This window comes from Fulvivirga maritima (assembly GCF_021389955.1).
Classification (GTDB): Bacteria; Bacteroidota; Bacteroidia; order Cytophagales; family Cyclobacteriaceae; genus Fulvivirga; species Fulvivirga maritima.
Genome location: NZ_CP089980.1, coordinates 5,991,036 through 6,016,035 on the forward strand (window position 1 = coordinate 5,991,036; position 25,000 = coordinate 6,016,035).

Annotated in this window: 24 protein-coding genes; 14 read left to right on the top strand and 10 right to left on the bottom strand. The window is 38.0% G+C overall.

Translation table 11 applies throughout. The annotated features are described in order from the left end of the window. Positions 1-10 precede the first annotated feature (10 nt). Genes LVD15_RS26970 through LVD15_RS25045 form a run of 3 tightly spaced genes read left to right on the top strand, consistent with a single transcriptional unit; the run spans position 11 to position 2,094 of the window. Positions 11-469, top strand: a complete 459-nt coding sequence (locus LVD15_RS26970) for an outer membrane lipoprotein-sorting protein (RefSeq protein WP_255763339.1) — start codon at positions 11-13, stop codon at positions 467-469. Then, complete coding sequence (locus LVD15_RS26975) at positions 420-791, top strand: outer membrane lipoprotein-sorting protein (protein ID WP_255763340.1); 372 nt, start codon at positions 420-422, stop codon at positions 789-791. Before LVD15_RS26970 ends, LVD15_RS26975 begins: the two co-directional genes overlap by 50 nt. A gap of 10 nt (positions 792-801) precedes the next feature. Continuing rightward, positions 802-2,094 (top strand): DUF1302 family protein, encoded by a 1,293-nt coding sequence (locus LVD15_RS25045; protein ID WP_233777926.1) that lies wholly within the window; start codon positions 802-804, stop codon positions 2,092-2,094. Between the two features lie 187 nt (positions 2,095-2,281). Here LVD15_RS25045 and LVD15_RS25050 read toward each other — a convergent pair whose 3' ends face one another. From LVD15_RS25050 to LVD15_RS25065, 4 genes are all read right to left on the bottom strand, one after another. After that, a complete protein-coding gene (locus LVD15_RS25050) occupies positions 2,282-2,806 on the bottom strand; it encodes a hypothetical protein (protein WP_233777927.1) in 525 nt (174 codons plus the stop codon). 164 nt (positions 2,807-2,970) lie between these two features. Beyond that, on the bottom strand, positions 2,971-3,486 hold the full coding sequence (locus LVD15_RS25055) for a M23 family metallopeptidase (RefSeq protein WP_233777928.1): 516 nt from the start codon (positions 3,484-3,486) through the stop codon (positions 2,971-2,973). Between the two features lie 67 nt (positions 3,487-3,553). Further along, the gene (locus LVD15_RS25060; RefSeq protein WP_233777929.1) at positions 3,554-4,255 is read right to left on the bottom strand and encodes a hypothetical protein; all 702 of its coding nucleotides are present in this window, start codon (positions 4,253-4,255) and stop codon (positions 3,554-3,556) included. A gap of 104 nt (positions 4,256-4,359) precedes the next feature. Continuing rightward, complete coding sequence (locus LVD15_RS25065) at positions 4,360-4,590, bottom strand: hypothetical protein (RefSeq protein ID WP_233777930.1); 231 nt, start codon at positions 4,588-4,590, stop codon at positions 4,360-4,362. 485 nt (positions 4,591-5,075) lie between these two features. On the opposite strand from LVD15_RS25065, the gene LVD15_RS25070 reads away from it, so the two are divergent. The 6 genes from LVD15_RS25070 to LVD15_RS25095 all read left to right on the top strand — a co-directional run bounded on the left by LVD15_RS25070 (position 5,076) and on the right by LVD15_RS25095 (position 13,795). After that, positions 5,076-5,630 (top strand): RNA polymerase sigma factor, encoded by a 555-nt coding sequence (locus LVD15_RS25070; RefSeq protein WP_233777931.1) that lies wholly within the window; start codon positions 5,076-5,078, stop codon positions 5,628-5,630. A 66-nt stretch (positions 5,631-5,696) separates the two neighbouring features. Beyond that, complete coding sequence (locus LVD15_RS25075) at positions 5,697-6,662, top strand: FecR family protein (RefSeq protein ID WP_233777932.1); 966 nt, start codon at positions 5,697-5,699, stop codon at positions 6,660-6,662. Positions 6,663-6,673: 11 nt separating this feature from the next. Continuing rightward, a complete protein-coding gene (locus tag LVD15_RS25080) occupies positions 6,674-9,775 on the top strand; it encodes a TonB-dependent receptor (RefSeq protein WP_233777933.1) in 3,102 nt (1,033 codons plus the stop codon). 929 nt (positions 9,776-10,704) lie between these two features. Continuing rightward, a complete protein-coding gene (locus tag LVD15_RS25085) occupies positions 10,705-11,214 on the top strand; it encodes a hypothetical protein (protein WP_233777934.1) in 510 nt (169 codons plus the stop codon). A gap of 8 nt (positions 11,215-11,222) precedes the next feature. Further along, complete coding sequence (locus tag LVD15_RS25090) at positions 11,223-12,992, top strand: histidine kinase dimerization/phosphoacceptor domain -containing protein (RefSeq protein WP_233777935.1); 1,770 nt, start codon at positions 11,223-11,225, stop codon at positions 12,990-12,992. Between the two features lie 32 nt (positions 12,993-13,024). Next, positions 13,025-13,795 carry a LytR/AlgR family response regulator transcription factor gene (locus LVD15_RS25095; protein WP_233777936.1) on the top strand — a complete coding sequence of 257 codons (771 nt, stop codon included), beginning with the start codon at positions 13,025-13,027 and terminating at the stop codon, positions 13,793-13,795. 106 nt (positions 13,796-13,901) lie between these two features. On the opposite strand, the gene LVD15_RS25100 is transcribed toward LVD15_RS25095, so the two are convergent. From LVD15_RS25100 to LVD15_RS25115, 4 genes are all read right to left on the bottom strand, one after another. Continuing rightward, positions 13,902-14,129: a hypothetical protein gene (locus tag LVD15_RS25100; RefSeq protein ID WP_233777937.1), complete on the bottom strand. Its 228-nt coding sequence runs from the start codon at positions 14,127-14,129 to the stop codon at positions 13,902-13,904. A 24-nt stretch (positions 14,130-14,153) separates the two neighbouring features. Further along, positions 14,154-14,741: a DUF6940 family protein gene (locus LVD15_RS25105; RefSeq protein ID WP_233777938.1), complete on the bottom strand. Its 588-nt coding sequence runs from the start codon at positions 14,739-14,741 to the stop codon at positions 14,154-14,156. 159 nt (positions 14,742-14,900) lie between these two features. Then, entirely contained in the window at positions 14,901-15,371 is a 471-nt protein-coding gene (locus LVD15_RS25110; RefSeq protein WP_306416982.1) for a threonine/serine exporter family protein, read from the bottom strand. Further along, positions 15,372-16,151, bottom strand: coding sequence for a threonine/serine exporter family protein (locus LVD15_RS25115; protein WP_233777939.1), 780 nt, complete (start codon positions 16,149-16,151; stop codon positions 15,372-15,374). A gap of 390 nt (positions 16,152-16,541) precedes the next feature. On the opposite strand from LVD15_RS25115, the gene LVD15_RS25120 reads away from it, so the two are divergent. The 4 genes from LVD15_RS25120 (at position 16,542) to dnaE (ending at position 22,738) form a co-directional block, all read left to right on the top strand. After that, on the top strand, positions 16,542-17,447 hold the full coding sequence (locus LVD15_RS25120; protein WP_233777940.1) for a DUF6263 family protein: 906 nt from the start codon (positions 16,542-16,544) through the stop codon (positions 17,445-17,447). Between the two features lie 212 nt (positions 17,448-17,659). Next, positions 17,660-17,809 (top strand): hypothetical protein, encoded by a 150-nt coding sequence (locus LVD15_RS25125; RefSeq protein ID WP_233777941.1) that lies wholly within the window; start codon positions 17,660-17,662, stop codon positions 17,807-17,809. Beyond that, a complete protein-coding gene (locus LVD15_RS25130; RefSeq protein ID WP_233777942.1) occupies positions 17,775-18,281 on the top strand; it encodes a DUF6169 family protein in 507 nt (168 codons plus the stop codon). The genes LVD15_RS25125 and LVD15_RS25130 overlap by 35 nt, the downstream gene beginning before the upstream one ends. A gap of 209 nt (positions 18,282-18,490) precedes the next feature. After that, positions 18,491-22,738: a DNA polymerase III subunit alpha gene (gene dnaE, locus LVD15_RS25135; RefSeq protein WP_233777943.1), complete on the top strand. Its 4,248-nt coding sequence runs from the start codon at positions 18,491-18,493 to the stop codon at positions 22,736-22,738. Positions 22,739-22,873: 135 nt separating this feature from the next. Here the strand turns inward: dnaE and LVD15_RS25140 are convergent, their stop codons facing one another. Continuing rightward, positions 22,874-23,974 (bottom strand): AI-2E family transporter, encoded by a 1,101-nt coding sequence (locus LVD15_RS25140; protein ID WP_233777944.1) that lies wholly within the window; start codon positions 23,972-23,974, stop codon positions 22,874-22,876. Between the two features lie 164 nt (positions 23,975-24,138). Here LVD15_RS25140 and trxA point away from each other — a divergent pair, with 164 nt between their 5' ends. Then, positions 24,139-24,462: a thioredoxin gene (trxA, locus tag LVD15_RS25145; protein WP_202245292.1), complete on the top strand. Its 324-nt coding sequence runs from the start codon at positions 24,139-24,141 to the stop codon at positions 24,460-24,462. 55 nt (positions 24,463-24,517) lie between these two features. Here the strand turns inward: trxA and LVD15_RS25150 are convergent, their stop codons facing one another. Continuing rightward, entirely contained in the window at positions 24,518-24,955 is a 438-nt protein-coding gene (locus tag LVD15_RS25150) for an NUDIX domain-containing protein (RefSeq protein WP_233777945.1), read from the bottom strand. Positions 24,956-25,000 lie beyond the last annotated feature (45 nt).

Below are 25,000 nucleotides of genomic sequence, written 5' to 3' on the forward strand. Positions count from 1 at the left end.
TCAACCCATTATGAAAAAAATAATCATCTCTAGTATAATTCTACTATGCTCTATACCGCTGTTGGCACAAAAAAGTGGCCGTCAGATTATGGAAATGGTAGATGAACAGACCAACCTACCCAATGAGTATCAGGAAATGGAAATGATACAGGTTAGCAAAAATGGCAAAACTATGAATCGCCTTATGAAGATGTACATAGAACGAGTAAGCGATAATCGAAAATCATTAATCGTTTTCACCAGCCCGAGTGATATTGAAGGCAGCGCTTTCCTCACTCTGGAAAATAATGATCGTGATGATGACAACTGGCTCTACCTGCCCATTCTAAGACGTACCAGAAGAATATCTTCTTCTGATATTACAGATAAGTTCATGGGGTCTGACTTTACTTACGAGGATCTGGAAGAAGAAGATATTAATGACTTTACTTATAAGTATCTGGGAGACGAAAAAGGTGAATGGTTCTGATACCTATAAGCTGGAAGCCGTCCCGCATTCTGCCAGGAAAAAGGAAGAAACAGGTTATAGTAAAAGGGTTATTTATGTAGATAAAAAAGCCAACCTGATGGTAAAGGTGCTGTATTATGATAACAACGGCAATCACTCTAAAACCTATGAAGCAGGTAATATAAAACCAGTTGCCGGAACTGATAAATATCGATGCTACCATATGCAAATGACTGACATCAGTAAAGACCATGTAACCAAGCTGGAGTTTACTAAAATTAAAATTGACAATGATTTTAGTGATCAACTGTTTACCCGACGCACACTGGAAGCTGGGCTATAAAATCATCATTATGAAATATTCAATAAGAGAAATAAGAAGAGGCCTTACCGGACTTCTTCTTATTTTCACCCTGCCAGCAGCAGCTCAAAACATGAACACACCCCTGATCTCTGGTTTTACAGAAATAGACCATATTAGCTATTTTAATCATGATGACTCTACCAAAACCTATGGCAGAAATCAGGGTATACTACAGTTAGAGCTTTCCGGCAGTGATAAAAACATCAGCTATTTTGGCGCTATAGAGTTTAGAAATGACATCTCTAATCCTGATCGTAACCGCATCTGGACCGATGAGTTATATATCAGCTATAAAGCTAAAAACTACGACCTGCATTTAGGTAAAAAGATCTATACCTGGGGTAGTACTGACTTTTTCAGTCCAGTGAATATTGTAAATCCAATAGACTACTCAGACCTGTTAGACACTGACAACGAGACTATTAGAGTATACTCAGCCAATATTAAATATTATTGGAATAACTTCTATCTGGATGCCGTTTTTATGCCTGTATTTCAGCCAACAGTTATTCCTCCTGCCAATTCACCCTGGTACCCTGAACTACCGACCAGCCTATATGTAGAAGGTGAGCAACACATACCAATTCGTTACACCTCTATGAGTAGCGAGCCCATTGAAAATGACATTAGAAGTAGTCAGTTTGCTGTTCGGCTAGGAGGATCTGCTGGTAGCATAGACTTTAATCTCAACTATTTTAAAGGTTATGATGACATTCCCTTCTTCCATAAAAACATGCAACTAACCAGCGATACTATGAATATTGCTATAACCGAAAAATATCACAAACTCAGCATGATTGGTATTGATTTCTCCACTGTAGTAGGTGGCATGGTTCTGAAGGGAGAATATGCTTACAATAACCAGGAGGCACCTGCCGATCAGGACTGGTACATGGGCAGCTCTTACCATTATGCTGTAATAGGAATAGACAAAAATGTAAGCGACATTGTAGGTGAAGCAGACTTATTTTTTACTATGCAATACATTTATCAACATATAAATACTGACTATGAAGTGAATAGCTTCAACTACAATCACATCTTTCAGAATGCGCTTATGACCAATTTTGACCTCGCCTTTAACCAAAGATTAAAACTAGAGGCTACGTCGGTGTATGATTTCAAGGAAGAGCATTATGTGATTATACCTGAGATAAGCTACAAGCCAGAAGGATCTCTCATTTTTCAGCTAAAAACCTACTTAACAGGGGGCAACTCCCAATCATTATATGGCAGTTATGATAACAACAGAATACAGTTTATGGCCAAATACCATTTTTAAAAGACACCCCACTTTTGGAGTTTCCGACTCTGACAGTGGGGTATTGTAAGTTTGCAGAAAGTCTATCATTCGATAGGCCTCACATAGACTTTGCTCTGGTTAATAATGCTCAGATTTGGGGTATGTGCTTGAAGCCGAGCTGGGATTATGGGAGTGGGATGAGGTAGTTATACTCATATCTATCAATCTAAGATGACTTATACTTAGTCACATAAAAAAACTCCCTCTCTAATTCATAAATCATAGTTGTAACACTTTTGCGCATGATGAAATATGGCATTATAAGCATACCCAGGATATGAATAATAAAGAATGGCTCTTTAAATTCCCATTGTATGCGATTAAACAGGTCCGTGGTTAAAAACACAATTACGAAAAAAGCATCTAACAATAAGACCAATAGATAAAAAAGCCTCATTTTACCACTAAATCCATAAATTTCCGTTTTTATCAGCAGGTAATTTCCATGTTGCTCATAAGTTCCCTTTGCCTCAGCTACATTAAAGTTCATCCTGGCTCTCCGTCTCTTTCTCCTCATTTTAAAATTATCATGACTAACATAACCTACATACTCATTTCCTTTAACAGATTCAAAACCAACATAATCAGGAATCAATTCCGAACGTTCTTCATCCACCTGAGCCTTCAGGCTTTTTACAAATTCATCTTTTTGAATTTCCAGCTTAAAAGTATGTGTTTCTAGCAATTTCAAGCTTCTTAGTAATTTTTTCCATGGCTGTTAATGGTATGACTGGCTTGTGTTAGCTACAAAATAAGAGATAATTTAATGTTAATATAGTTATATAATATCAATATTAAAACCAAGACATCATCACTTATCAAATTACTGTGACCTGAAACAAAAAAGAAGGCAACTTAGTCCTCCTCAATAAATTCAATAGGATTTAAATAAAACATTTTTTTCCAGCCTTGACGATCATCATCTATTTTCCAGACATAAGGCAAAAGCGTCATAATAGAATAGTGTAAATGTGGCGCTTTTCCGGCCACGTTACCGCTAGCACCTACAGTCCCCAGAGTATCTGTTTTATTCACGAGTGTAAATGTGGCTGTTGAGATATCTCTGAGATGAGCATAATAATGAAATCTCCATTTAGGACCTAAAACCAAAACTACCTTCCCTCCTATGTTTATTTCTCCGGCATACAACACCAGTCCCTTTGTTGACGGATTGATAACCGTGCCTTCTTCGGCAAAAATATCTACTCCCTTATGGGCAACAGATTTTCCCCAAGGGTAATACCAAAATGACTCTGAATTATAATCTGATTTACTAGCTCCTCTTACCGGCATAGATAAATCTTGAGGAATGATAAAACCGATAATTAAAATTAGAAATATGAGTAGAGCGATTATCTTTCTTTTTTTCAAGGGTTGAGAGGATATTTTTGTAAGAAATACTTTATTGTTAGAGCAGTGGTAAGTTTGAAAACATGAACTAATGAGTTTTACTACCCACAGTAAGCTTTAAACTTCTTATCCTGTCATATATTTTATATCTGTCTATATTTTCAGCGTTCAGCAAATTGTGATTACCTACATAATGATAAATCTGTTCAAAAAACATCAAACATTCATTCAGATATTCATCTTCAATACCTTTATTATTTTTATTCTCTAAATAATCAAGAGACCGTTTTATGAAAATAATTGACAGAACATATTGCCTTCCTTGCAATAAACTAATTATATGATTAACGTATGTTGCAAATTCGTACTCTTGTACATTTCTCTTGAAGTATCTTTGGGGTACGGTTTTATTGATTCTCTCAATAAAATAACCTGCATTCAGATTGACCAATGACCAATCAAAAGTTAAAAAATCATCTAAATCCTGCCCTTCCAAATCAGTCCAAGCCTCATAACATCCTACGGGCAGATCGATATTCTTACCATATAACTTTTTCGAGTAGATATTTATCTTTGTACTTATTCTAGAAATGCCATTTAGCTCCAATTGCAACTCATATCTGTCAAATTCATAAATTAAATCTGACCTATTATTACCCTCTAAATAATCAATCCCAACAACATTATCCGACTCAACGTGAGCATTTATCACCTCATCTATACTGTCCAAAGCTTTCTTTTTTAAAGAATACTTATCAGCAAGGCTAATTAATTGATTCTGAATGTTCACTCCCTGAAAAACTTAGTTAATAATTTATTAAGTATCTGACTAAAAGTAGCAAAGGAAGGTAGTATATCCTACCTAAGCAATAATATCTTAATTCCTAAGCCTAATCAAACCAGGCTTTGAGCATCCTCATAAATAAGCTTTGACCTTTCTAATACCGGCTTATTATCTATTTCTTGCTGAATCGCTGCATTTTGCGCATATTGATTTTCAAGGAATACAATCATTTCATCAAGCTCCTTTATTACTTCAGGATACCTTCTATCAACCTGATGATTTACCTGTTCTCGTATCCTAAACTGATTGTATTCCAGATAAGAAATGGTTCTATCCAACATGCCAAGCAATTTACTCTGAATACTGTCGTTTTCTAATAATTACAATTACCATAGCTGTAATTAAGCACAATTGGGCAAATATGCCAACGATAGGAGATCGGGAAAGCCCCTCTCCCACTAGTATATAAAGATTATAAATCAGTAAAAGTAAACTGGCTGCTATTACAAAGTAGGGAGCGGTTTTCTTCCACTTGTTTAACATCATATAGTAGTTTATTATGAAATCAATAAATATGAGGGAATCTAATATTTATACAAGAAAGAAGCAAAAGTGAGAGTCAGCCCTAATGCCTATTGGGCATAACCTAAAGAACATATTTCCTACATATCATAAATTTCAACCCAGATCAATAAAAAACACCTACTAAAGCCAATTGCAACCGTTGAAATTATATTTATAGGTTAAAAAAATAACCATTAAAGCTTAAAATATTGATAATGTCATTTTTATTGCCTTAATTCAAAGTTAAATATTTGTACAATCCTTGGTTTTTCTAGAGACATATTCCGAAAAAAAGCTACTTAAGTCGCTGGTTAAAGGGAAAGAAAGTGCTTTCAAAGCTCTTTTTGACCATTACCACAAGCGTGTTTTTGGGCTTGCGCGCTACATGGGCATGTCAGCAGATGACGCCGAGTGCATTGTGCAAGAAGTGTTTATTTCTATTTGGGAAGGTCGCAAAAAGATATTAGTCAATAAGCCTTTTGAGCCTTACATTCTCACTATAACCAAGAGAATCATTTTAAAAAAAATTAGACGAGGCACTCTCGAAACTAACTACATAAACACTCTTAAAAGTCAATCCCCTGCTTTTCAACACAATACAGAGGAATACATTATATTCAAAGACCTGCTATCTCATGCTAATTCATGCATAGACAGCCTCTCTAGCAGCCAGAAGCAAGTTTTTATGCTTAGCAAAAATGAAGGCCTTTCTAATAAAGAGATTGCAAAAAAACTCAATATATCTATTCGTACGGTAGAAAATCAGCTGTACCGCGCCACCAAAGAGATCAAGCAAGCTATCAGCGATCAAAAATAAATTTCACACTGTTGTGAGTAAATAAGCGAAGCTAGGGTAATAGCTATTTAGACACGCTTATTTTACATGACTATTATTACTAACCAACAATTAAGGAAATTTTTAGACGGAGCCTGCGATGCCGAAGAGGAATCTCGGATCAGGCGCTACCTGGAAACTCCTGAAGGAATGCTAGCTCTTAATAAAATGATGGATGAAGCCTGGCAAACAGAGCAAGAAAGCCTGCCCGATGAAAACAAGACCTTCTCCAGAATACTAGACCAGACTACCAGATCGCAAAGACGCAAAAACAACGCTTCACTATTCTACAAAATAGCGGCTCTATTTATTATTTTAGCCATTCCCACTTACCTACTACTTAAGCAATCACCCCAGCCACCCGCTACACCTCAGGTAGAAGTGCTGGTAAAGAAAAATGAACGCGGTCAAAAGTCAGTCATTCAACTGAGTGACGGCTCTAAGGTTTACCTGAACTCAGAAAGCTCCATTAAGTACAATCGCTATTTTACTGATTCTACGCGCATAATAGAGCTCGACGGAGAAGCCTATTTTGAAGTAGCTAAAGATAAAAAAAGGCCTTTTATAGTTTCTTCACAAGGTTATGAGACTACAGCCCTGGGCACCGAATTTAATGTTAACAGCCGTTCCAGTCACTACAAAGTATCACTAGCAGAAGGACGGATAATGGTAAACGCACAGCACAAGAAAAGCCACAGTATCAACCTGATACCAGGTGAAGCCGTGAAAATCAACACTCAAAGTGATACCCTTGAAAAGCAAACCGGCAATGCCAATGACTTCCTCTGGATCTCTGGCATTCTGGATTTTCATAACGCCTCCATAGAGGAGGTCACCACCACGTTAGAAAGGTGGTATGACGTAAAAATAACCTTCAACTCTAAAACCAAAACCTCGAAAAAATATACCGGAAGGTTCGATAATGCCAGTCTTGAGCATGTGCTTACCAGCATGTCATTCGCTCTGGACTTCAAATACAAAATCCATGATAAACAAATAACCTTAACATTTTAACCGAAAACAATATGAGAAAAACCGCAACCTACTCCTTAAAACTAACCCTCTTAGCTGTATTTGCCATTATGCAGCTGCAGATAGTCATGGCCAAGCCCGGACATCAAGTAGAGAGTGTTAAAGATGTGTTTATTGACTTAAGCCTGAACAATGCTTCGCTTACAGAAACCTTTGCCCGAGTAGAAGCCAAAACGAGTTTTAAGTTTCACTATAGTGAATCTAACATCAAAACTGAGACTCGATTTTCTAAGAAATATAAGAAAACCTCAGTTGCAGACATCTTAACGGACATCGCCAAAGAGTCTAGCCTGAAGTTTAAGCAGGTCAATAACGTTATCAGTGTAAACAAAGTAACCAAGGCTGAGCCAGAGGAAGAATCACTGGAAATAGAAATGGCCGGAGACCCGGTAACCATTACCGTGGTAGATGAAAATGGCAATCCGCTTATTGGGGTAAACGTATCCATAAAAGGCACCTCACAAGGAGGAACTACAGGAGTAGATGGTACGGTAACCATAAATGCGACTAATGGCGCTACGCTTATGATTAGCTACATTGGTTATGTTACCGAAGAGATCACTTACGGCGGCAAATCTTCTATTACCGTAACTATGCAACCTGATGTAGCTCGCCTGGATGATATAGTGATTGTAGGATCTAGAAATGCACCAAGATCATCTACTGACACTCCTTTACCAGTAGACATGCTCGGTTCAGAAGAATTAGTATCTACCGGTCAGCCTACTTTTGACAAGGCCTTACAGTACAGAGTACCTTCTTTTAACACAGTTCAAACTCCGGTAAATGATGCTACTTCGCTATTAGACCCCTATGAAATCAGAAACATGGGACCTAGCCGTACGCTTATCCTGATCAACGGAAAAAGAAAAAACCTAAGTGCATTACTTTATACTCAGACCTCACCAGGTAGAGGTGAAACCGGTGCTGACATATCGGGAATCCCTACTGATGCTATTAAAAGAGTGGAGATTTTGAGAGATGGAGCTTCCGCTCAATATGGTTCTGATGCCATTGCAGGGGTAATGAACATTGTATTAAAAGATGATGCCAGTATCGGTAGAGCTACTTTAAGAACGGGAATCACTTCTGAAGGTGATGGAGAAATGATTGGCTTTGCCGTAAACAACGGTAGCCAGTTAGGCGAAAATGGCTTTCTTAATTATACTATAGACCTCTCTAAAGTGAACCTGGCCAACAGACCCGGAACGGTAGATCCTGTAGGTGATGCCGCTGATTTTGGCGCTGATATAGAAGAGGTTGAAGAGTTTTTAGCCCTAATGCCTGATGCAGGTAACATAAATGGCTCACCAGAAACCACTGCTGCCAAGTTCTTAGTAAACGGTGGAGTGGATCTATCTGAGCAAACAGACTTATATTTCAATGCTGCCTACGTTTACAAAAAGGTAAACAGCTTCGCTAACTACAGAACACCTTACTGGAGAACACTAGATGACTACCCTTACCTTTCTAACTTCTACCCTAATGGCCCTAACGGAGAATATGTAGGCTACAGACCTACTTTTGATGGTAACTTAAATGACTACAATGCCACTTTGGGTTTCAAAACCAATAAAAATGGATGGATGGCTGATTTAAGTATTACCACTGGAGGAAACAAACAAACCTACAACGTAAGAAATACGCATAACGGTAATTCTGTACTTTCAGACCCTATTTATTATGGAGACTTAAATGGAAACGGACAAGTAGACGCCGATGAAATCGAGCCTGGTGTAGAACTATACCGTGAGAACAGTCGCATCTCTTTTGATCCGGGAGGCACCATGTTCTCTCACGTAGTGGGTAACATAGATATTTCTAAATCAATTACTGACAAACTGGGACTTGGTTTCGGATCTGAATTTAGAACAGAGACTTTCACCGTAATAGAAGGTGAACTAGCCTCTTATGATGGTGGTGGTTCAGATTCTTTCGCAGGAAACACGCCAGAAAATTCAGGCAAGTTTAATAGATACAACTTTGGTGGCTACGTAGATTTAATGTGGGACATCACACCTGATTTCCTTATTAATGGTACGGCCAGAGTTGAAAACTACAGTGACTTCGGAAATGCTTTTGTTTGGAAAGTAAGCTCAAGATATAAATTCCTTGATGACAAAATTACTTTGAGAGGATCGATCTCTACCGGCTTCAGAGCTCCTACCCTACACCAAATTTACACTCAGAAAGCACAGTATAGCTTTGTGCCAGGCCAAGGTATACAAGTTGGAGGATTAATCAATAACGTATCTCCACAGGCTCGTTTACTTGGTGTACCTGAGTTAGATGCTGAAAAATCAGACAACTTCACTATTGGTCTTGGCGTGAAACCTTCTTCCAATTTTGATATTACTGTAGATTACTACAATATAGCCATGGAAGACCGAATTATATTAAGTACAGAAATTGGTCCTACAGCAGACGGAGACACCCCTCTTGATCAGGTATTACAAGAAAACAACCTATCTGATGTGAGCTTCTTTGTAAATGCTTTGGATACCAGAACATCTGGTATAGATGTGGTGGCCAACTACAAAAATCTTTCTTTAGGCTCTGGAGACCTTAGCTTCAGCTTATCCGGTAATTATACCATAGAAAACGAAAGAGATGGTGCTGTAAACAATCCTACTCTGGTAGAAGATGCTAATCAATCAGTCGTTAATGATACACAAGAAGCTCTTTTCTTCACTTCCAGACCTAAAACAAAATGGATTTTAGGTATAAACTATGATATTAACAGATTCGGATTTGGCATCTACAATACTTATTTTGGAAAAACAACGTTCCATCAACAAGGCTTACCTGATGGACTAGACACTGAGTTTGATCCTAAAATAGTAACAGATATTTCTATTAACTACAATGCCACTGAAAAGCTATCTGTAGCCTTTAACGTAAATAACGTATTGAACATTCTGCCTGAATGGCACTTTGTGGCCGGCAGCACTGAAATAGATGCGGATGATCCTTCACTAAGAACAGAGAGAAACCTAATCACTTTTAACCAGAGGTACTCTCAAATGACTTATGATGGTTCACACTTCAGCCAGTTAGGTACCATGTTTAATCTCGCTATTTCTTATAAATTTTAAAATCTATCCCTAAACCTAACCTACCGGAGGTGTCTCGCAAGAGGCACCTCTTTTTTTGTTAATGCAAGATGAAAACGAATAAAAAAAACCACCCCAGCGCTAGCCAGGATGGTCTCGGAATATAACAATAATTAATTGCTAGTTACATCATTTATACTGAATCTAACAAAAGTCCCCGGTTCTTGGATGGTCAGAGCCAATCGCCAGGGACTTCATGTTCATTGATCATAGCACCCAGTTTGTACTATCATCCAAAAGGCATTAAACAATTGGTTTTGGAAGTTGATTAATGAATCAGATTAACGCCTTTCTTATTATTGAAGATTACCAATTATTATCATTAATGAAAATTAAATGAGTGAATGAACACTCTGGTTGAGTGAATGGCTCAGTTTTATGAGTAAACGAACATGAATAACTGCTATTTACCCCCTGTTATAAAAAGAAATCGCCACCTTATGGGGCAAGGTGACGACTCTTAAAACCAACTAAAATAGACTTCTTAAAAACTGTTATAACTATACCATCAAATTTTGTTATCACAATATTTTCCCGGTTAGCTCAACCAAAGAACCTGAAAAACTTCGGTAGTAAATTTGATGACTTGAAAATCAGAAATTAAAATGACAATTCAGAAAAAGATGAGTGAATGACACGGATTATTGAGTGAATGACACGTTTTTATGAGTGAATGAAAATTCCATTGGTATAAAAATCAAATTTTACAGCACATCTTCCAATTATTATACAATAAATGGTTTTCCCCTATTCCCTACCTGATTATGAGTTTGTTAAGAAAGGCCATGTAGATTTTTACCCTATTTATTATCTATTACATAAAAAAAGATCACCTTTCACTGTCAATATCATTGTGATAAAACAAATATTCTGCTTTATTTAAAATATCAATCACCCTAACACCTACTTAAATGCACTTAACTATTACACCGGGAAATGGTCCTTCTTTAGATCTTGAATTTCTTATGCCTGTTTTGATAGAATCTCTTTTAAAAACAGACTTTAACGCTAATAATGGCAGTCCCATACATCCTATCAACTTAGATCAATACCTTAAAAACAGGCCTGATACTATCTTCCCCATAGATAGAAACATAACCATAGAAGCCACACTTGAGGGAAGGCCTGAGTCCAAGATTGAATATGGAGAGGTTAAAAATGTATCTAAAAACTCAAAAGGATACATGAAGTCATTGGATTGGGAGAAGTATTTTCATCTATCAAATCAGACTAATTCTGCTCCTAATGGTTCGCTTTATGTTTTACCTGAAAATGAGAAACTACTTAAATTATGTACAGTTGATTATTCTACCGAAGATAACCTATTCATCTCTTATGGTGCTGTCCTAAGCTTTGTGATTGAAGGTTGCCGCTATTATGGCTCTATAGACCCCATAGCCAAAATTAGCTCCAGCGAATAAACTAATGTATGAGATATCATTTAATAACAGTAATACTCTTATGTATTCATGTATCTGTGGCTATTGGTCAAAATCAGCATTTGGCCGATAGCTTCATACAAGTATATGAAAACCAACCTCTTGAGTTAAAGGAGAAATTCCAGGTAAGCAAAAAAATTGCGCATCACCACCCTAATTTTTCGGTAGCCCTGGAGTATGCCAATACAGCGCTTGAACTAGCCAACCAACTCGAAGAGCCATTGTATAAAGCTCAGGCATATGAAGAAATAAGTCTGAACCAATACCTCTTGGGAAATAGAAAAAAATCAGTTGAATACACTTTTGAAGCACTAAAAATATTTGAGGAGTTAGAAAAAACAGAATCCATGGCTTCCTCTTATGCCCAGCTGGCTGCCAACTTTCTGGGAGATAATGAATTCAAGGAGGCAATTAACTATTATAAAAAATCTATTGAAATACTTAAAAACAGCGATAACCAGCTGAACTATACACTAAGTATCCTGAACTTGGGTGAAGCATTTCGCATGGCAAAAAATTATGATAGTGCTATTGTTTATTTCAACAAGGCCTTATTACTCAATCATGCTATAAACAACTCTATTGTAAAGAGCTATTCCATTGGCAATTTGGGCATGACCTACGCGGCAATTAATAAAGTATCTATGGCCAAGTCTCACCTGACAGAAGCTATAGACCTTTGTACCATACTCGGAGACCCATATTCTACTTCGGTATACATGGCCAGCCTGGCAGATGTTTATGAAAAAGAAGGCAACCCTCAAAAAGCTGAAGATCAATTACTGAAGGCACTAAGCCTGGCTGTAGAAAACGGTTTAAAAGAACAGATCAGAGATGTAAACAGTGCTTTGGCCGATTTTTATGAACAACAGGGCAACAACAAAGCAGCACTCGTCCATCTTAAAGAATTTCACGCCTATGAAGACAGCCTGGTAAATAAAGATAAAATCAGGCAGATAGAACGTATTAGAGCGAATTATGAAATAGACAAACGAGAATCTGAAATCAACTTATTGAGCACCATTAACTCTAAACAAAAGAGCCTCGTAACCACTTTGGCTATTAGCGTTTCAGTTTTTTGTATTTTCTCGATTTTACTTTACCGGGCTTATCAGCAAAAGAAGAAAAACAATCTGCTGCTGGCAGCTCAAAAGGACGAGATAGCCCAAAGAGAAGAAGAAAAGGCCCTATTGTTAAGAGAGCTCAATCATCGTATTAAAAATAACTTACAGATGATAGCCAGCTTACTCAACCTGCAAGGTAATGCACTTGCCGGCCATCCTGCCGCAGCAGCCATAGATGCCGGTAGATTCAGAGTAGAAGCCCTTTCTCTTATCCACCAGAAGCTATATAGGGAAGATGTACACACTACCATAGACATTAAGGATTATCTAAAAGAGCTTACTCTCAATCTGTGTTATAGCTATGGATCGGAGCTACGGCCTCAATTCAACATTACCAATGTATCAATAGACATAGACACAGCCATACCACTAGCTCTTATAGTGAATGAACTGGTAACAAATGCTTTGAAATATGCTTTTGAAGGCATTAAAAACCCGCAATTGTGCATTTCATTAAGACAAACGGATCAACTCATATTAGAAATAACTGATAACGGTAAAGGCATTGATATCAACATTGAAGAGACTCCTTCCTTTGGAATTAAGCTGGTAAGGTCACTTGTCAACCAACTAAACGGTTCATTTGAGCTTAAAAAAGCCACTCCGCAAGGCACACATTGGATAATAAGTCTATAATTATTTAATCTATTTCTTATAAATCAGCATCTATGCTTCTGAACCCCAAACTAAAAATACTAGTAGTTGAAGATGAGTCCCTTCTGGCTGAGGACATAAAACTCAGGCTCACCAAAATGGGCTATGAAGTAGCAGCTATAGCGCATAGCGCCGATCAGGCTCTTGAAGCTTTAGAGCAAAATCCTCTTATCGACCTGGCCATACTAGATATCATTCTTAAAGGTAAAATAGATGGCATAGAGCTGGCTGACATGATTAACAATGATTATCACATCCCCTTCATTTTTCTCACCTCTCATGCCGATAAGGCCTTGGTAGACCGTGCTAAAGCAGTAAAGCCTTACGCTTATATGCTAAAACCTTTTAATGATAGAGAAATAGCCATTACAATGGAAATAGCCCTGGCCAATTACTCTAATCACGCTCCTCAGCAGGAATTAATTAGTGGAAATGGTGAATTCACAACTGATGATAATCAGATTTTTCACATCAATGAAAAGCTGTTTTTAAAAAAGGAAAATCACTTCCAAAAAGTTAACCTCAAGGATATCATTTTTTTGGAAGCTGATAATAATTATACTAGTATTCACACCTTAGACGAAAGATTTATCTATTCTATAGTACTCAAAAAGATGATAGAAAAACTACCTCCTCAGCAGTTCATCAGAGTACATAGAGGCTACGTAGTTAACATAGATGCTGTAAATGGATTTGAGGGAAACACCTTGTTTGTAGGCAATAAAAAAGTACCTGTAAGCAAGCCATACAGAGATTCTGTTTTTAAAATCTTTAATATATTGTAGTTGATCTAGCCTTTTTCTATCAAATAAGCACTTAACAATCAAATTGTTGGGCTTGTGAAAATTCTAATCCTATATGCCTACATACAACACTCCCTATAAAGTATGCTCATTTCCGCATATCCTTACCCTTCATATTCTGATCATACCTCTTGCCATCTTTAGAAAATGCCCAAACATCAGACACTTCCCTTAACTCAGGAAGCACCTCCTCCTCTTTATTTATCTTCTGATTCACCTGTCTGCGCAACCTCCGGTTCGCCTTCCTTTTTTCCTCCTTCTCTGATTTGGCAGTGGTTATTCCTCTTACCTTAGTTTTTCTTCTGGATCTGCTCATAAATATTCGTTTTCTGCCCCACCATTATAAAGATTTGTAGGACGTGTATCTATAGTATTTAGGCCTCTGATCTATTCTCATATGCAGCCATGATACGCCTAGCCCTGCAGTACTTAACCACATCGGCTGATCATTGATTAATCGACAATATGTTTCTCCCACCTGCTTCCAAAATTGATCTATCTGTAAACTATCAGCAGTGTTTAGAAATGCTGCCAAATGAGCATAATCAGCCTTTGGATTTATCTTATTTGGCACCACCAGATGAGCATCGCCCCGAAGATTAGGAAAAGAAAGAATTAAGGAGTCATCATCAAAATGCTCCTGAAAAGGCTCAGGATCCATCCTTATTTCCTTAAGACTACTGGACTGCACCACAGCGAATTCAAACGCTTGATCAAGTCGGGATTTTGTAATTGGCTTGACTTCCCAAAAGTATGCTCCGAACCCTGAAGCTCGCATAGTTTGAGTTAATTGTCCTCTGAAATCAGAAGAATGCATCAATAAATTGATGACCTCTTTAAAGGAAAGTCTTCTCTGCTCACTTTCTATTGTATAAGTAACAGCCAAGGCTGAATTGGTTTGATCTTTTTTAAAGGAGATTTCAGACATTAAAAGGTTTAGTTCTCGCCATTAAGTTTATGGCAGATCAATAATGACATTGCTTATCCTGCCAAATTACAAAATGGGTTTCAACAGTACAGTTATTCAATTCAAATAGTGTACTGAAAATGAATTAAAAGCATCCTATCCATGTCTGAAACCTACTCACTATTTTGCCTTTTTTACGGACTCCTTTCTGGTAACCAGAAGAGGAATAGCTACTCCTAATGCTAATGAAAGAAGTATAAAAGTGGCATTGAGACCATTACTAATAGTTTCTGAAAGCACTTTCTCATAGTTTTCATCAGGAATTATGGATAGTTTTATCAGTCCTAACATCATCCTGTAAGCAAAAACCCCGGGTACCATAGGTATAACCGAAGGAATAGAAAAAACCATTGGAGGCGCATGCTTATCATGAGCAGCAAACACCCCCATATACCCTGCCAGGGTAGCCCCTCCCAAGCTGGAGACTATCACATTTATACCTAACCATAAAAGTAAAGTTTTTAAAAGACCGCCTAAGGCTCCAATGATAAAGATATATCGTAAAGTCCTTACCGGTACGTTAAATAGAATAGCAAAACCAATCGCTGCAGACCCAAACCATATGCCTTTTTCAAAAAAAAAGTATCCAATTCATAGTACTAACAGTTGACAAATTTGCATAGCCAGCATTAAGCCCATAGCAATGGCAAATGCTATAATTAAACCGTGCACACTTTTCACTATTCCATTCATAATATTACCATGGATAAGATCAGAAAAAGAGTTTATAAAAGGCACTCCGGGTATTAGGTAAAGCACACAGGCATTAAGAGCCTGATCATGTACTTCAGCACTAAATTTCACACATATACTAGCTATGAGAGATGATGTAAAAGCTGCAAAAAATATGCACAAATAAGCATTAAAATTCTGTTTCATGGATTCTTGCCGAACAAAAAGCCCCAGGAAGGTAGCTCCAAATGCCACCAACATATCTATGTGGGTACCTCCGAATAATCTGCAAAAGGAAGCACCCGCAAGGCTTACCACACCTAATATGAGTAATCTCGGATAATGAGGCAGTGCTATTAACCTGTCTATTTCCGCATTTACATCGTCTATAGTCCAGTTATTATCTACCACGCACCAGCTCATGCGGCTGATCCCGGAAACTACTCTAAAATTTACTCCGTGGGGTAAGGTTCGTTTTAATCCACTGTGAAAATGGGTTACCTCGTCATCACTGATGGTGATCATTAATGCCCTATTAGTGATGAGCAGGTCAATAGTACAACCAAAGGCTCCTGCGACGCGTTCTACAGTTTTTCTGATACGCTGAATATTGGCCCCCGCACTCATTAGATGAGCCCCGATACGTAAGAGTGTTTGGCCAAGCTCTTTTAACTCCGTTTTTGAATGATTTTCAGCCATATTTTTTTGTTTAAAATAGTTGGCTCTGAATCTTTAACCTTTGGCTAAAATTATCCAATTTTTTATTCTTTCAGTTAGTAAACTCTATAAATAAGTGAACTTTTTTAACACTACAGAATAATAGTATCCTACCTCTTTGAATAGCGGATTTTTATTCTACTCCAAACTCAAAGAGCAGGCAAAAACGAAAGGAAATTCGATTTTAAGTGACGTTTGTAGAAAGCTACCCTGTAAAAGCTAACAATCAGAGGTCAGACTGATTAACAGCCCAATATTTCAACTGTAACATTCACCATCCTTTATATAGAATATAAATTCATATTTTTATTATATTGATAAAATCACAGAAGTAATGGTATCCAAACTCATTTTACATCAAAATATATTGCCATGAAATACCTCATCATATTTATTCTATTTACCTCCTATTCTCCTATAAAAAAATACGACTTAGAACTAAACCTAAAAGAAGGAGCTACTTACTCTCAAAGCTATTTATCTCAAGTACTTATCAAACAAACCATTGAGAATACCGAGCAAATTATTAAAATGGACATAGAAGGAGGCATGAACTTTCATGTAAAGAAGAAGCTAAATAGCAGCTACTCCATAGTTTGCGTATATAATAAGCTAAAAATGACTATTCAATCTCCTATGGGCGAAATAACCTTCTCTTCAACTGGTGATGATGAGGGTATAATGACTGCCATTTTAAAAAGTATGATAGATAAAGAGTTCACCTTGGAGCTACAGAAAAATGGCAAAATTTCAAAAATCGAAAATTTGGATAATATATTCACCAACGCATTAGACGCCTTTCCTGAACTAACAGAACCTCAAAAGCAGCAAATACTTGCTCAATTAAAAAAAGCTTATGGAGAAAAGGCATTTAAGGGCAATATGGAAATGACATTTGCTGTTTTTCCTGATAAAAAAGTAGGCATGGGGGATAGTTGGGAAAACTCCATAAAGCTTGAATCTGGCATGTCAGGCGTACTTAAAAATAATTTTACCCTCGCTGAAACCAACGATGAAAACATCATAATTAAAGGAAATTCCACACTCACTACTGAAGATAAAGATGCCTATGTGAAAGTGAATGGTTATGACACCAGGTATAAATTATCCGGCACCATGACCTCAGAATACAAATTAGACCCTGATACCTATTGGATTATCGCTGGTAGCATAAAACAAGACATTTCTGGTGAGGTAGAAATTAAAGATATGCCTGATAAGCCAGACGGTTTCATTATTCCTATGACCATGACTTCGGAAATGACGATAGGACTGTAACGTGGTTAAAAAATAAAACGCCCCTACTAAACACCTTATATCTAGAAGAAGTTTTTTAGCTAAATCGAACTAAGGATGTTAAATGTGAGTTCACAAAACTTCATTCATGGGCATTTAATAGAGATATAGCTTTTAAAACATAATACCGGATTCATCATTTAGTACCTAAAAGTATTCATATACTCATATATTTATTATACCTTTGTATTAGTATGAAGATTCAAAAATCACAAAAGGAAAATATTAAAGAAGCTGCTAAAAAAATGACTGCTGCTAAAAAAAATATTATTGCCTTTTCTAATAAGGAGATCTCCAAGAAAGAATTGAATGACCGAGGAATTAAACTTACCATGCCTTTATAAGGTATATCGTAACCTCGAAGCCAACACTTACTTTTTTAGCACTAATACAAAGGCAGAATACGAAATACTGTTCATAGATGGACGTGAAATATTTTCATTTACTCCACTTGAAAACTCAGAGATCTTCAATATTATTATTAACAAAACTAAAGCAGGAACAGGTAGGCGAGATCCAGAAATAGCAAAAACTATTGAAGCTGTTCTAGAACATTTTTTCATCAACAAAAATCGCATTCTAATTTACACTTGCGACTCTGCAGACTCCAGACACATCTCAAGGAACAGACTTTTTAATAAGTGGTTTATAAACAGTTCCTTAAAAAAAGCCTTAGAAAAATTAGATTATCACTTTACTCTTCAAGATCCTATATACTATACAAGTATGATTTTTCATAAAGATCACCAATTAGGTAGAGTAACAGTTATTCAAACATTCAAGGAAGTTACTAAGGTATTATCTGACTCTAAATAATTAATCTTTCTTCAGTAGTATTAACGCAACCATAGAAAAGTAATAGACTCTCAATCAATGATTTAATCATACAGTCTTGCCTTCTAACATCTAACTCGCCTAATACTAAATTCCATTGATCTCTATTCTATTTAGTCATAACTATTTACTTTTGTAGTCCGCCCCACTACTAAGGGCATCTATTTAGTAACCACTAGCTTCCTTTTTGCATGTACATAGTTTTTGATACCGAAACCACCGGTTTACCTCATAGTTATAGCGCACCCATTACCGACCTGGAGAACTGGCCCAGACTGGTACAATTGGCCTGGCAGCTACACGATGAAAAGGGTAATCTGCTTTCTAACCATAATTACATTGTAAAGCCTGAGGGTTTTACAATTCCATATAACTCTGAAAAGGTTCACGGTATCTCTACCAAAAGAGCCTTAGAAGAAGGTCATGACCTAAAAAAGGTACTCGATATTTTCTCGGAAGACCTTGATAAAGCCAGTATAGTAGTTGGTCATAACATTGAGTTTGATAACAAAATTGTAGGTACAGAATATGTACGTACCAGCAACCAGCCTAAAGGGGAAGAACTTCAGGAAAAAGAGAAAATAGATACCTCAGAAGTATCTAAAGAATACTGCAACCTACGAGGTGGTATTGGAGGTAAACTCAAATCTCCCAAGCTGATAGAGCTGCACGAAAAGCTCTTTGGGGTAGGTTTTGGAGATGCTCACGATGCGGCATATGATGTGGATGCTACTGCCAAATGTTTCTTTGGCCTTATTACTGAAAAAGTAGTACCTACCATCAACGATCTACCGGTAGAGGAAGTGGTGTACGAAGCTCCTAAGCTCGATGAAGCCAACTTTGCCAAAACAGAAAAAAAATCTACCGTTACCCATGGTGGTGATAAGGCGGCAGCTCAGAAGATAGGCCATCCTTTTGTGCACTTGCACGTGCATACCCAGTTCTCGGTACTACAAGCTGTACCAGACATTAAGGGCCTCATAGCTAAAGCCAAAGAATACAATATGCCTGCAGTGGCACTCACTGACCTGGGTAACATGTTTGGGGGTTTCAAATTCGTAAGAGAGGCCATAGCTAATGACATAAAGCCTATCATTGGTTGTGAGTTTTTCGTAGCTGAAGAAAGAACCAAGCTAAAATTCACCAAAGACAACCCTGATAAGAGGTTCAATCAGGTGCTGATAGCTAAAAACAAGGCTGGCTATCATAACCTGGCCAAGTTGAGCTCCATGGCCTACATGGAAGGGCTGTATGGTATTTACCCAAGGGTAGACAAAGACCTTATAAAACAATATTCCGGAGATGTAATCGCCCTTACCGGTGGGCTTCAATGTGAAATACCATCACTTATCCTGAACGTAGGTGAGCACCAGGCCGAAGAAGCTTTTTTATGGTATCTGGAAGTATTTAAAGATGATTTTTATATAGAATTACTGCGCCATGGTAATAGACCTGGACAGGGTCTGGAAGAAGAAAACCGTGTAAACGAAGTTCTGCTAGATTTTGCCCGCAAATACCACGTAAAAGTAATTGCCGCTAATGATGTTTACTACATCAACCAAAAAGACTCTGAAGCACACGATGTACTGCTTTGTGTGAAAGAAGGCGAAATGAAATCTACACCTATCGGTCGTGGCCGTGGTTTCAGATTTGGTTTCCCTAATGATCAGTTCTACTTCAAGTCTCAGGAAGAGATGAAAGTCATATTCAGTGACCTCCCTGAAGCCATAGAGAACCTGACTGAGCTAATTGATAAAATAGAAGTCTACAAGCTGGATAGAGATGTGCTTCTTCCTGCCTTCAACATCCCTGATGAGTTTAAACACCCAGATGATGAAAAAGACGGTGGCAAAAGAGGTGAAAATGCCTTTTTGAGACACCTGACTTATGAAGGAGCCAATAAGCGGTATCCTGAAATCACAGATGACATACGTGAGCGACTAGACTTTGAGCTTCAGACCATTGAAAACACAGGTTATCCCGGTTATTTCCTTATTGTACAGGATTTCACCAGTAAAGCCCGGGAAATAGGCGTTTCAGTAGGTCCTGGAAGGGGATCAGCCGCAGGTTCGGCAGTAGCCTATTGTATAGGTATTACCAATGTAGACCCCATTGCTTATGACCTACTTTTTGAGAGATTCCTAAACCCGGACAGGGTGTCACTTCCCGATATTGATATTGACTTTGATGATGAAGGTCGGGAAAGGGTAATACAGTACGTAATTGACAAATATGGTCGTAATCAGGTAGCTCAGATCATTACTTATGGTACCATGGCCGCCAAGTCATCCATCAGGGATGCTGCCCGGGTTATGGAGCTTTCTTTGGCGGAAGCCAATGACCTGGCTAAGCTTATTCCTGAAAAGCCAGGCACATCGCTAGACAAAGCCTTTAAAGAAGTAAAGGAGCTGGAAGAAATGAGGCATGGCGCAGACCTGAAAGCCAAAGTACTCAACCAGGCTAAAATTCTGGAAGGCTCCGTAAGAAGTACCGGTACACACGCCTGCGGGGTAATCATCACCCCTGATGATATCACTAAGTTTATACCGGTATCTACAGCCAAGGATTCTCCTATGCTTATCACCCAGTTTGATAACAGCGTAGTAGAGAATGCAGGTATGCTTAAGATGGACTTTTTGGGGCTTAAAACCCTTACCATCATTAAATCGGCCATTGCTAATGTTAAAAAGAGACATGGCATTGAGATCGATATTGATCATATCTCATTAGAAGATGAAAAAACTTACCAGCTCTATCAAAAAGGAGAGACAAACGGTACATTCCAGTTTGAATCTCCTGGTATGCAGAAGCACCTTCGCGCACTGAAGCCGGATAAGTTTGAAGACCTTATAGCCATGAACGCCCTGTACAGACCAGGGCCGATGGAATATATACCTAACTTCATTGCCAGAAAGCATGGCGAAGAAGAAATTACTTATGACATAGAAGACATGTCTGAGTACCTGGCAGAAACCTATGGTATTACCGTATATCAGGAGCAAGTGATGCTTCTGAGTCAGAAGCTGGCCGGCTTCTCTAAAGGTGATGCGGACGTTCTGCGTAAAGCGATGGGTAAGAAGATATTCGCTTTACTGGAAAAACTAAAACCTAAGTTTGTAGATGGAGGTAAGGAAAGAGGTCATGATCCTAAAGTACTGGAAAAAGTATGGAAAGACTGGGAAGCATTTGCCGCCTACGCCTTTAACAAATCTCACTCTACTTGTTACTCACTGGTAGCCTATCAAACGGCCTACCTAAAAGCCCACTACCCTGCCGAATACATGGCAGCCGTACTTACACACAACCAGAGTAACATTGAAAAGGTGACTTTCTTCATGGAAGAGTGTCGTAGCCAAGGCATAAAAGTGCTTGGGCCACACGTAAATGAGTCAGCAGTAAACTTTGCCGTAAACGAAGAAGGTGAAATTCGTTTCGGACTGGGTGCTATTAAAGGTAGTGGTGAAGCAGCCGTTGAAGCGATTATAGAAGAAAGAGAAGCCAATGGCCCTTTTAAAGATATCTTTGACTTTGCCGAAAGGATTAATCTTAGAACTGTAAACAAAAAGACCTTTGAATGTCTGGCCATGTCCGGAGCATTCGATTGTTTCGAAGAGTTTCATAGAAGACAATACTTACAAGCACCTGAAGGAGAGCAGACTTTAATAGAGAAGGTAATCAAGTACGCCAACAAAATGCAGATGGAAGCTGAGAGCTCTCAGGCCAGCCTTTTTGGTGGTGATTCAGGCATAGATACTCCTAAGCCTAAAATACCTGCTATGGAGCCTTTCGGCGAAATAGAAAAACTCAATATCGAAAAAGATGTAGTAGGGCTTTACATTTCCGGGCATCCGCTAGATGATTTTTCTTTTGAAATAGAAAACTTTTGTAATACCGAACTGAATCAGCTCAATGATCTTACTCAGCTACAAGGTAAGGAAGTAAGAATAGCTGGTATTGTTTCTTCTTTTGCTCATAGAACTACCAAAGGTGGCAAACCTTTCGGCACCTTAACTATGGAAGATTACAATGGTAACTTTACCTTCTTCCTATTTGGTGATGACTATATTAAGTTTAAAGAATACCTGATGCAAGGTTGGTTTCTCTACATTCAGGGTAATGCCATGGAGCGAAGATGGGGAGATAAAAGTCTGGAGTTCAAAATAAGAACCATAGAGCTACTTAATGATATTAGAGACAAAAGAACCAAAGGCGTAGTAGTTAATGTGAATCTGGAAGAGCTCAATGAAAAGATTATTTTACAGCTAGAAGGTATTTGCGAACAATTTAGAGGAGAATGCACCTTCCACGTTAACTTACTTGATACTCAGGAAAATATAGCCGTAGAACTGATGTCTAGAAAGTACAAAGTGAACCCTAGCAATGAAATGATCAAAGAGATCAAGAAAATACCGGAACTAAAATGCCGTGTAATGGTGTAAACCCGGAAATTTCTAAAAGGCAATTTTAAATCAGGTTGAGGCCCCTCGAAATCTTCTTTATTTTTAATAAAGGAGATTTCGAGTTCCTTAATGTGACATTTATCAATCTTGCAACTACTTTTGAATAAGTGCCATTTACTTAATTTTAGCAAACCACTTCTTCAAGGCTCCTAACTTATCATTAATCACATCACCTTTGTTTTTAGACATGACAAAGGCAATCGGCCTTAGGTACCTATAATGATGGCACACCACCTTAAACATACCTGCAAAAGGCACACTCATAAACATACCCGGAATACCCCACATCATCCCTCCCGCGATTATAATAAGTATAGTAAAAAGTGGGTTAATGGCCACTCTACCTCCCGTAATACCTGGAGTAAGTATATTATTTTCTAGAAACTGAATAATTACAAACAGGATTATCACCCCAATAGCATTTTTAGGATCAGCCGAAACTAAAGTATACAGCAGAGGTATAGCGGCCCCTATTAACGTACCGAAGTAAGGAATAAAATTCATCAGCGCACTGAGAATGCCAAACATAATAGCATACTCCACCCCTACTATCATCAGACCAAACGAATTAATAAAACACAGGATCAAAACCACTATAAAAACACCACTGATATAGCTCTTGGTTATCAAAGATATTTCACCTAAGATAGTCTTCACCCTATCCTTCTGACTACGGCCAGCCAGCATATAAATAAACTTAGAAAAGCGCTCTCTATAGTAAAGCATAAAGAAAATAAATACCGGCTGCAGCCCCATTTTCACCATAGTACCCGTAGTAGCATTAAACACCTTGGTCATAATATCACCACTGTTATTGAGCAAATTAGACACCTTTTCCCTAAGCCACCATTGCTTATTATGATCCATCGGCCCTACCATATTATCTATCTGCACCTGCAGGTAATTTAGATTATCTAAAGCATGTTTTTTAAGCTCGGGAAAATCATCTATAAACACAGCCATTTGCTGATAAAGCAAAAACATACCCGCTCCAATTATGGCTATGGCAGATAATATGGAAATGAGAATGGCCAAAACCCTCGGCAGCTTCCACTTCTCCAACAGATGCGCCATGGGGTATAGTAAAAAAGAAAACAAAAGTGCCAGGCAAATAGGATATAAAAAATCACGCCCTACTATGAGCATAGTAAGTATTAAACTCACTAAAAAAAGCACTAAAGTTAACCTGATAACAAACGGGTATTTTTTTCTCATATGATGAGAACAGCCAAAAAGCCGTTCTGTTATCACTCATCACTTTAGCTTATTGGCCCATTGATAATAATTATGAATCTCAAACTGTTACCAGAAACAAAAACCCTTATATTTGCGTTGAATCGATAATAGAAAAAGAATTTTAATACTTAAAATATAAAGTAATGAGCAAAGCAATAGAAATCACTGATTCAAACTTTGAAGAAATCATCGGCGGTGATAAACCAGTATTGGTTGACTTCTGGGCAGAGTGGTGCGGTCCTTGTAAAATGATTGGACCTGTTGTAGAAGAGCTGGCAGGAGATTACGAAGGCAAAGCAGTTATAGGAAAAGTAAATGTAGATGAGAATCCTAACATCTCTGCTAAGTTTGGAATCAGAAGTATACCTACACTTTTAGTATTTAAAGGTGGTGAAATCGTAGACAAGCAAGTAGGTGCAGTTCCTAAAGGTGTACTTGCTCAGAAAATTGATGCTCAAGTAGCATAATCAAAGCATTTATGATATTTAAAAGAGAGGCGAAATTGTAATTTCGCCTCTCTTTTTATTTTATACCTTTTAGCTTCAACGCCTTCTCTAATATTTCAGCATGATCAAAGCCTAGCTGTGGCAAATCATTTAACGGCCACCACTGCGCTTTTTCAGCATCATCTGAGCCTACAGCTTTCTGCTCATCCTGATTGATTTCAGCCACATAAGCCACAGTAACCATTCTACCCCTAGGGTCTCTCCCCGGCTTGCCATAAGCGCCTACCTGTATGAGATCTTCTACACTAACCGTAATTTGCGTTTCCTCTTCTAACTCTCTGGCAGCTGCTACCGGAAGATCCTCATCATCCTCTACAAAGCCCCCTGGCAACACCCACTGACCTTTAAAGGGTTCGTTCCTCCTCCTTACCAGTAATATTTCTCTACTTTCTGCATCAGGTTGGTTAAAAATAACAGCATCTACCGTTAATAATATATCTTGCTCAATAGCCATTTTTCTACTCTTTAGTTCTCACCTGTAACAATGAACAATGCTAAC

Coding starts and splice junctions, on each gene's coding strand:
- LVD15_RS25120 (WP_233777940.1), top strand. CDS start 16,542: ATGAAATACCTCATCATATTTATTCTATTTACCTCCTATTCTCCTATA.
- LVD15_RS25095 (WP_233777936.1), top strand. CDS start 13,025: ATGCTTCTGAACCCCAAACTAAAAATACTAGTAGTTGAAGATGAGTCC.
- LVD15_RS25115 (WP_233777939.1), bottom strand. CDS start 16,151: ATGGCTGAAAATCATTCAAAAACGGAGTTAAAAGAGCTTGGCCAAACA.
- LVD15_RS25065 (WP_233777930.1), bottom strand. CDS start 4,590: ATGTTGGATAGAACCATTTCTTATCTGGAATACAATCAGTTTAGGATA.
- LVD15_RS25090 (WP_233777935.1), top strand. CDS start 11,223: ATGAGATATCATTTAATAACAGTAATACTCTTATGTATTCATGTATCT.
- LVD15_RS25105 (WP_233777938.1), bottom strand. CDS start 14,741: ATGTCTGAAATCTCCTTTAAAAAAGATCAAACCAATTCAGCCTTGGCT.
- LVD15_RS25125 (WP_233777941.1), top strand. CDS start 17,660: ATGAAGATTCAAAAATCACAAAAGGAAAATATTAAAGAAGCTGCTAAA.
- trxA (WP_202245292.1), top strand. CDS start 24,139: ATGAGCAAAGCAATAGAAATCACTGATTCAAACTTTGAAGAAATCATC.
- LVD15_RS25100 (WP_233777937.1), bottom strand. CDS start 14,129: ATGAGCAGATCCAGAAGAAAAACTAAGGTAAGAGGAATAACCACTGCC.
- LVD15_RS25150 (WP_233777945.1), bottom strand. CDS start 24,955: ATGGCTATTGAGCAAGATATATTATTAACGGTAGATGCTGTTATTTTT.
- LVD15_RS25085 (WP_233777934.1), top strand. CDS start 10,705: ATGCACTTAACTATTACACCGGGAAATGGTCCTTCTTTAGATCTTGAA.
- LVD15_RS25140 (WP_233777944.1), bottom strand. CDS start 23,974: ATGAGAAAAAAATACCCGTTTGTTATCAGGTTAACTTTAGTGCTTTTT.
- LVD15_RS25045 (WP_233777926.1), top strand. CDS start 802: ATGAAATATTCAATAAGAGAAATAAGAAGAGGCCTTACCGGACTTCTT.
- LVD15_RS26970 (WP_255763339.1), top strand. CDS start 11: ATGAAAAAAATAATCATCTCTAGTATAATTCTACTATGCTCTATACCG.
- LVD15_RS25075 (WP_233777932.1), top strand. CDS start 5,697: ATGACTATTATTACTAACCAACAATTAAGGAAATTTTTAGACGGAGCC.
- dnaE (WP_233777943.1), top strand. CDS start 18,491: ATGTACATAGTTTTTGATACCGAAACCACCGGTTTACCTCATAGTTAT.
- LVD15_RS25130 (WP_233777942.1), top strand. CDS start 17,775: ATGACCGAGGAATTAAACTTACCATGCCTTTATAAGGTATATCGTAAC.
- LVD15_RS25080 (WP_233777933.1), top strand. CDS start 6,674: ATGAGAAAAACCGCAACCTACTCCTTAAAACTAACCCTCTTAGCTGTA.
- LVD15_RS26975 (WP_255763340.1), top strand. CDS start 420: ATGACTTTACTTATAAGTATCTGGGAGACGAAAAAGGTGAATGGTTCT.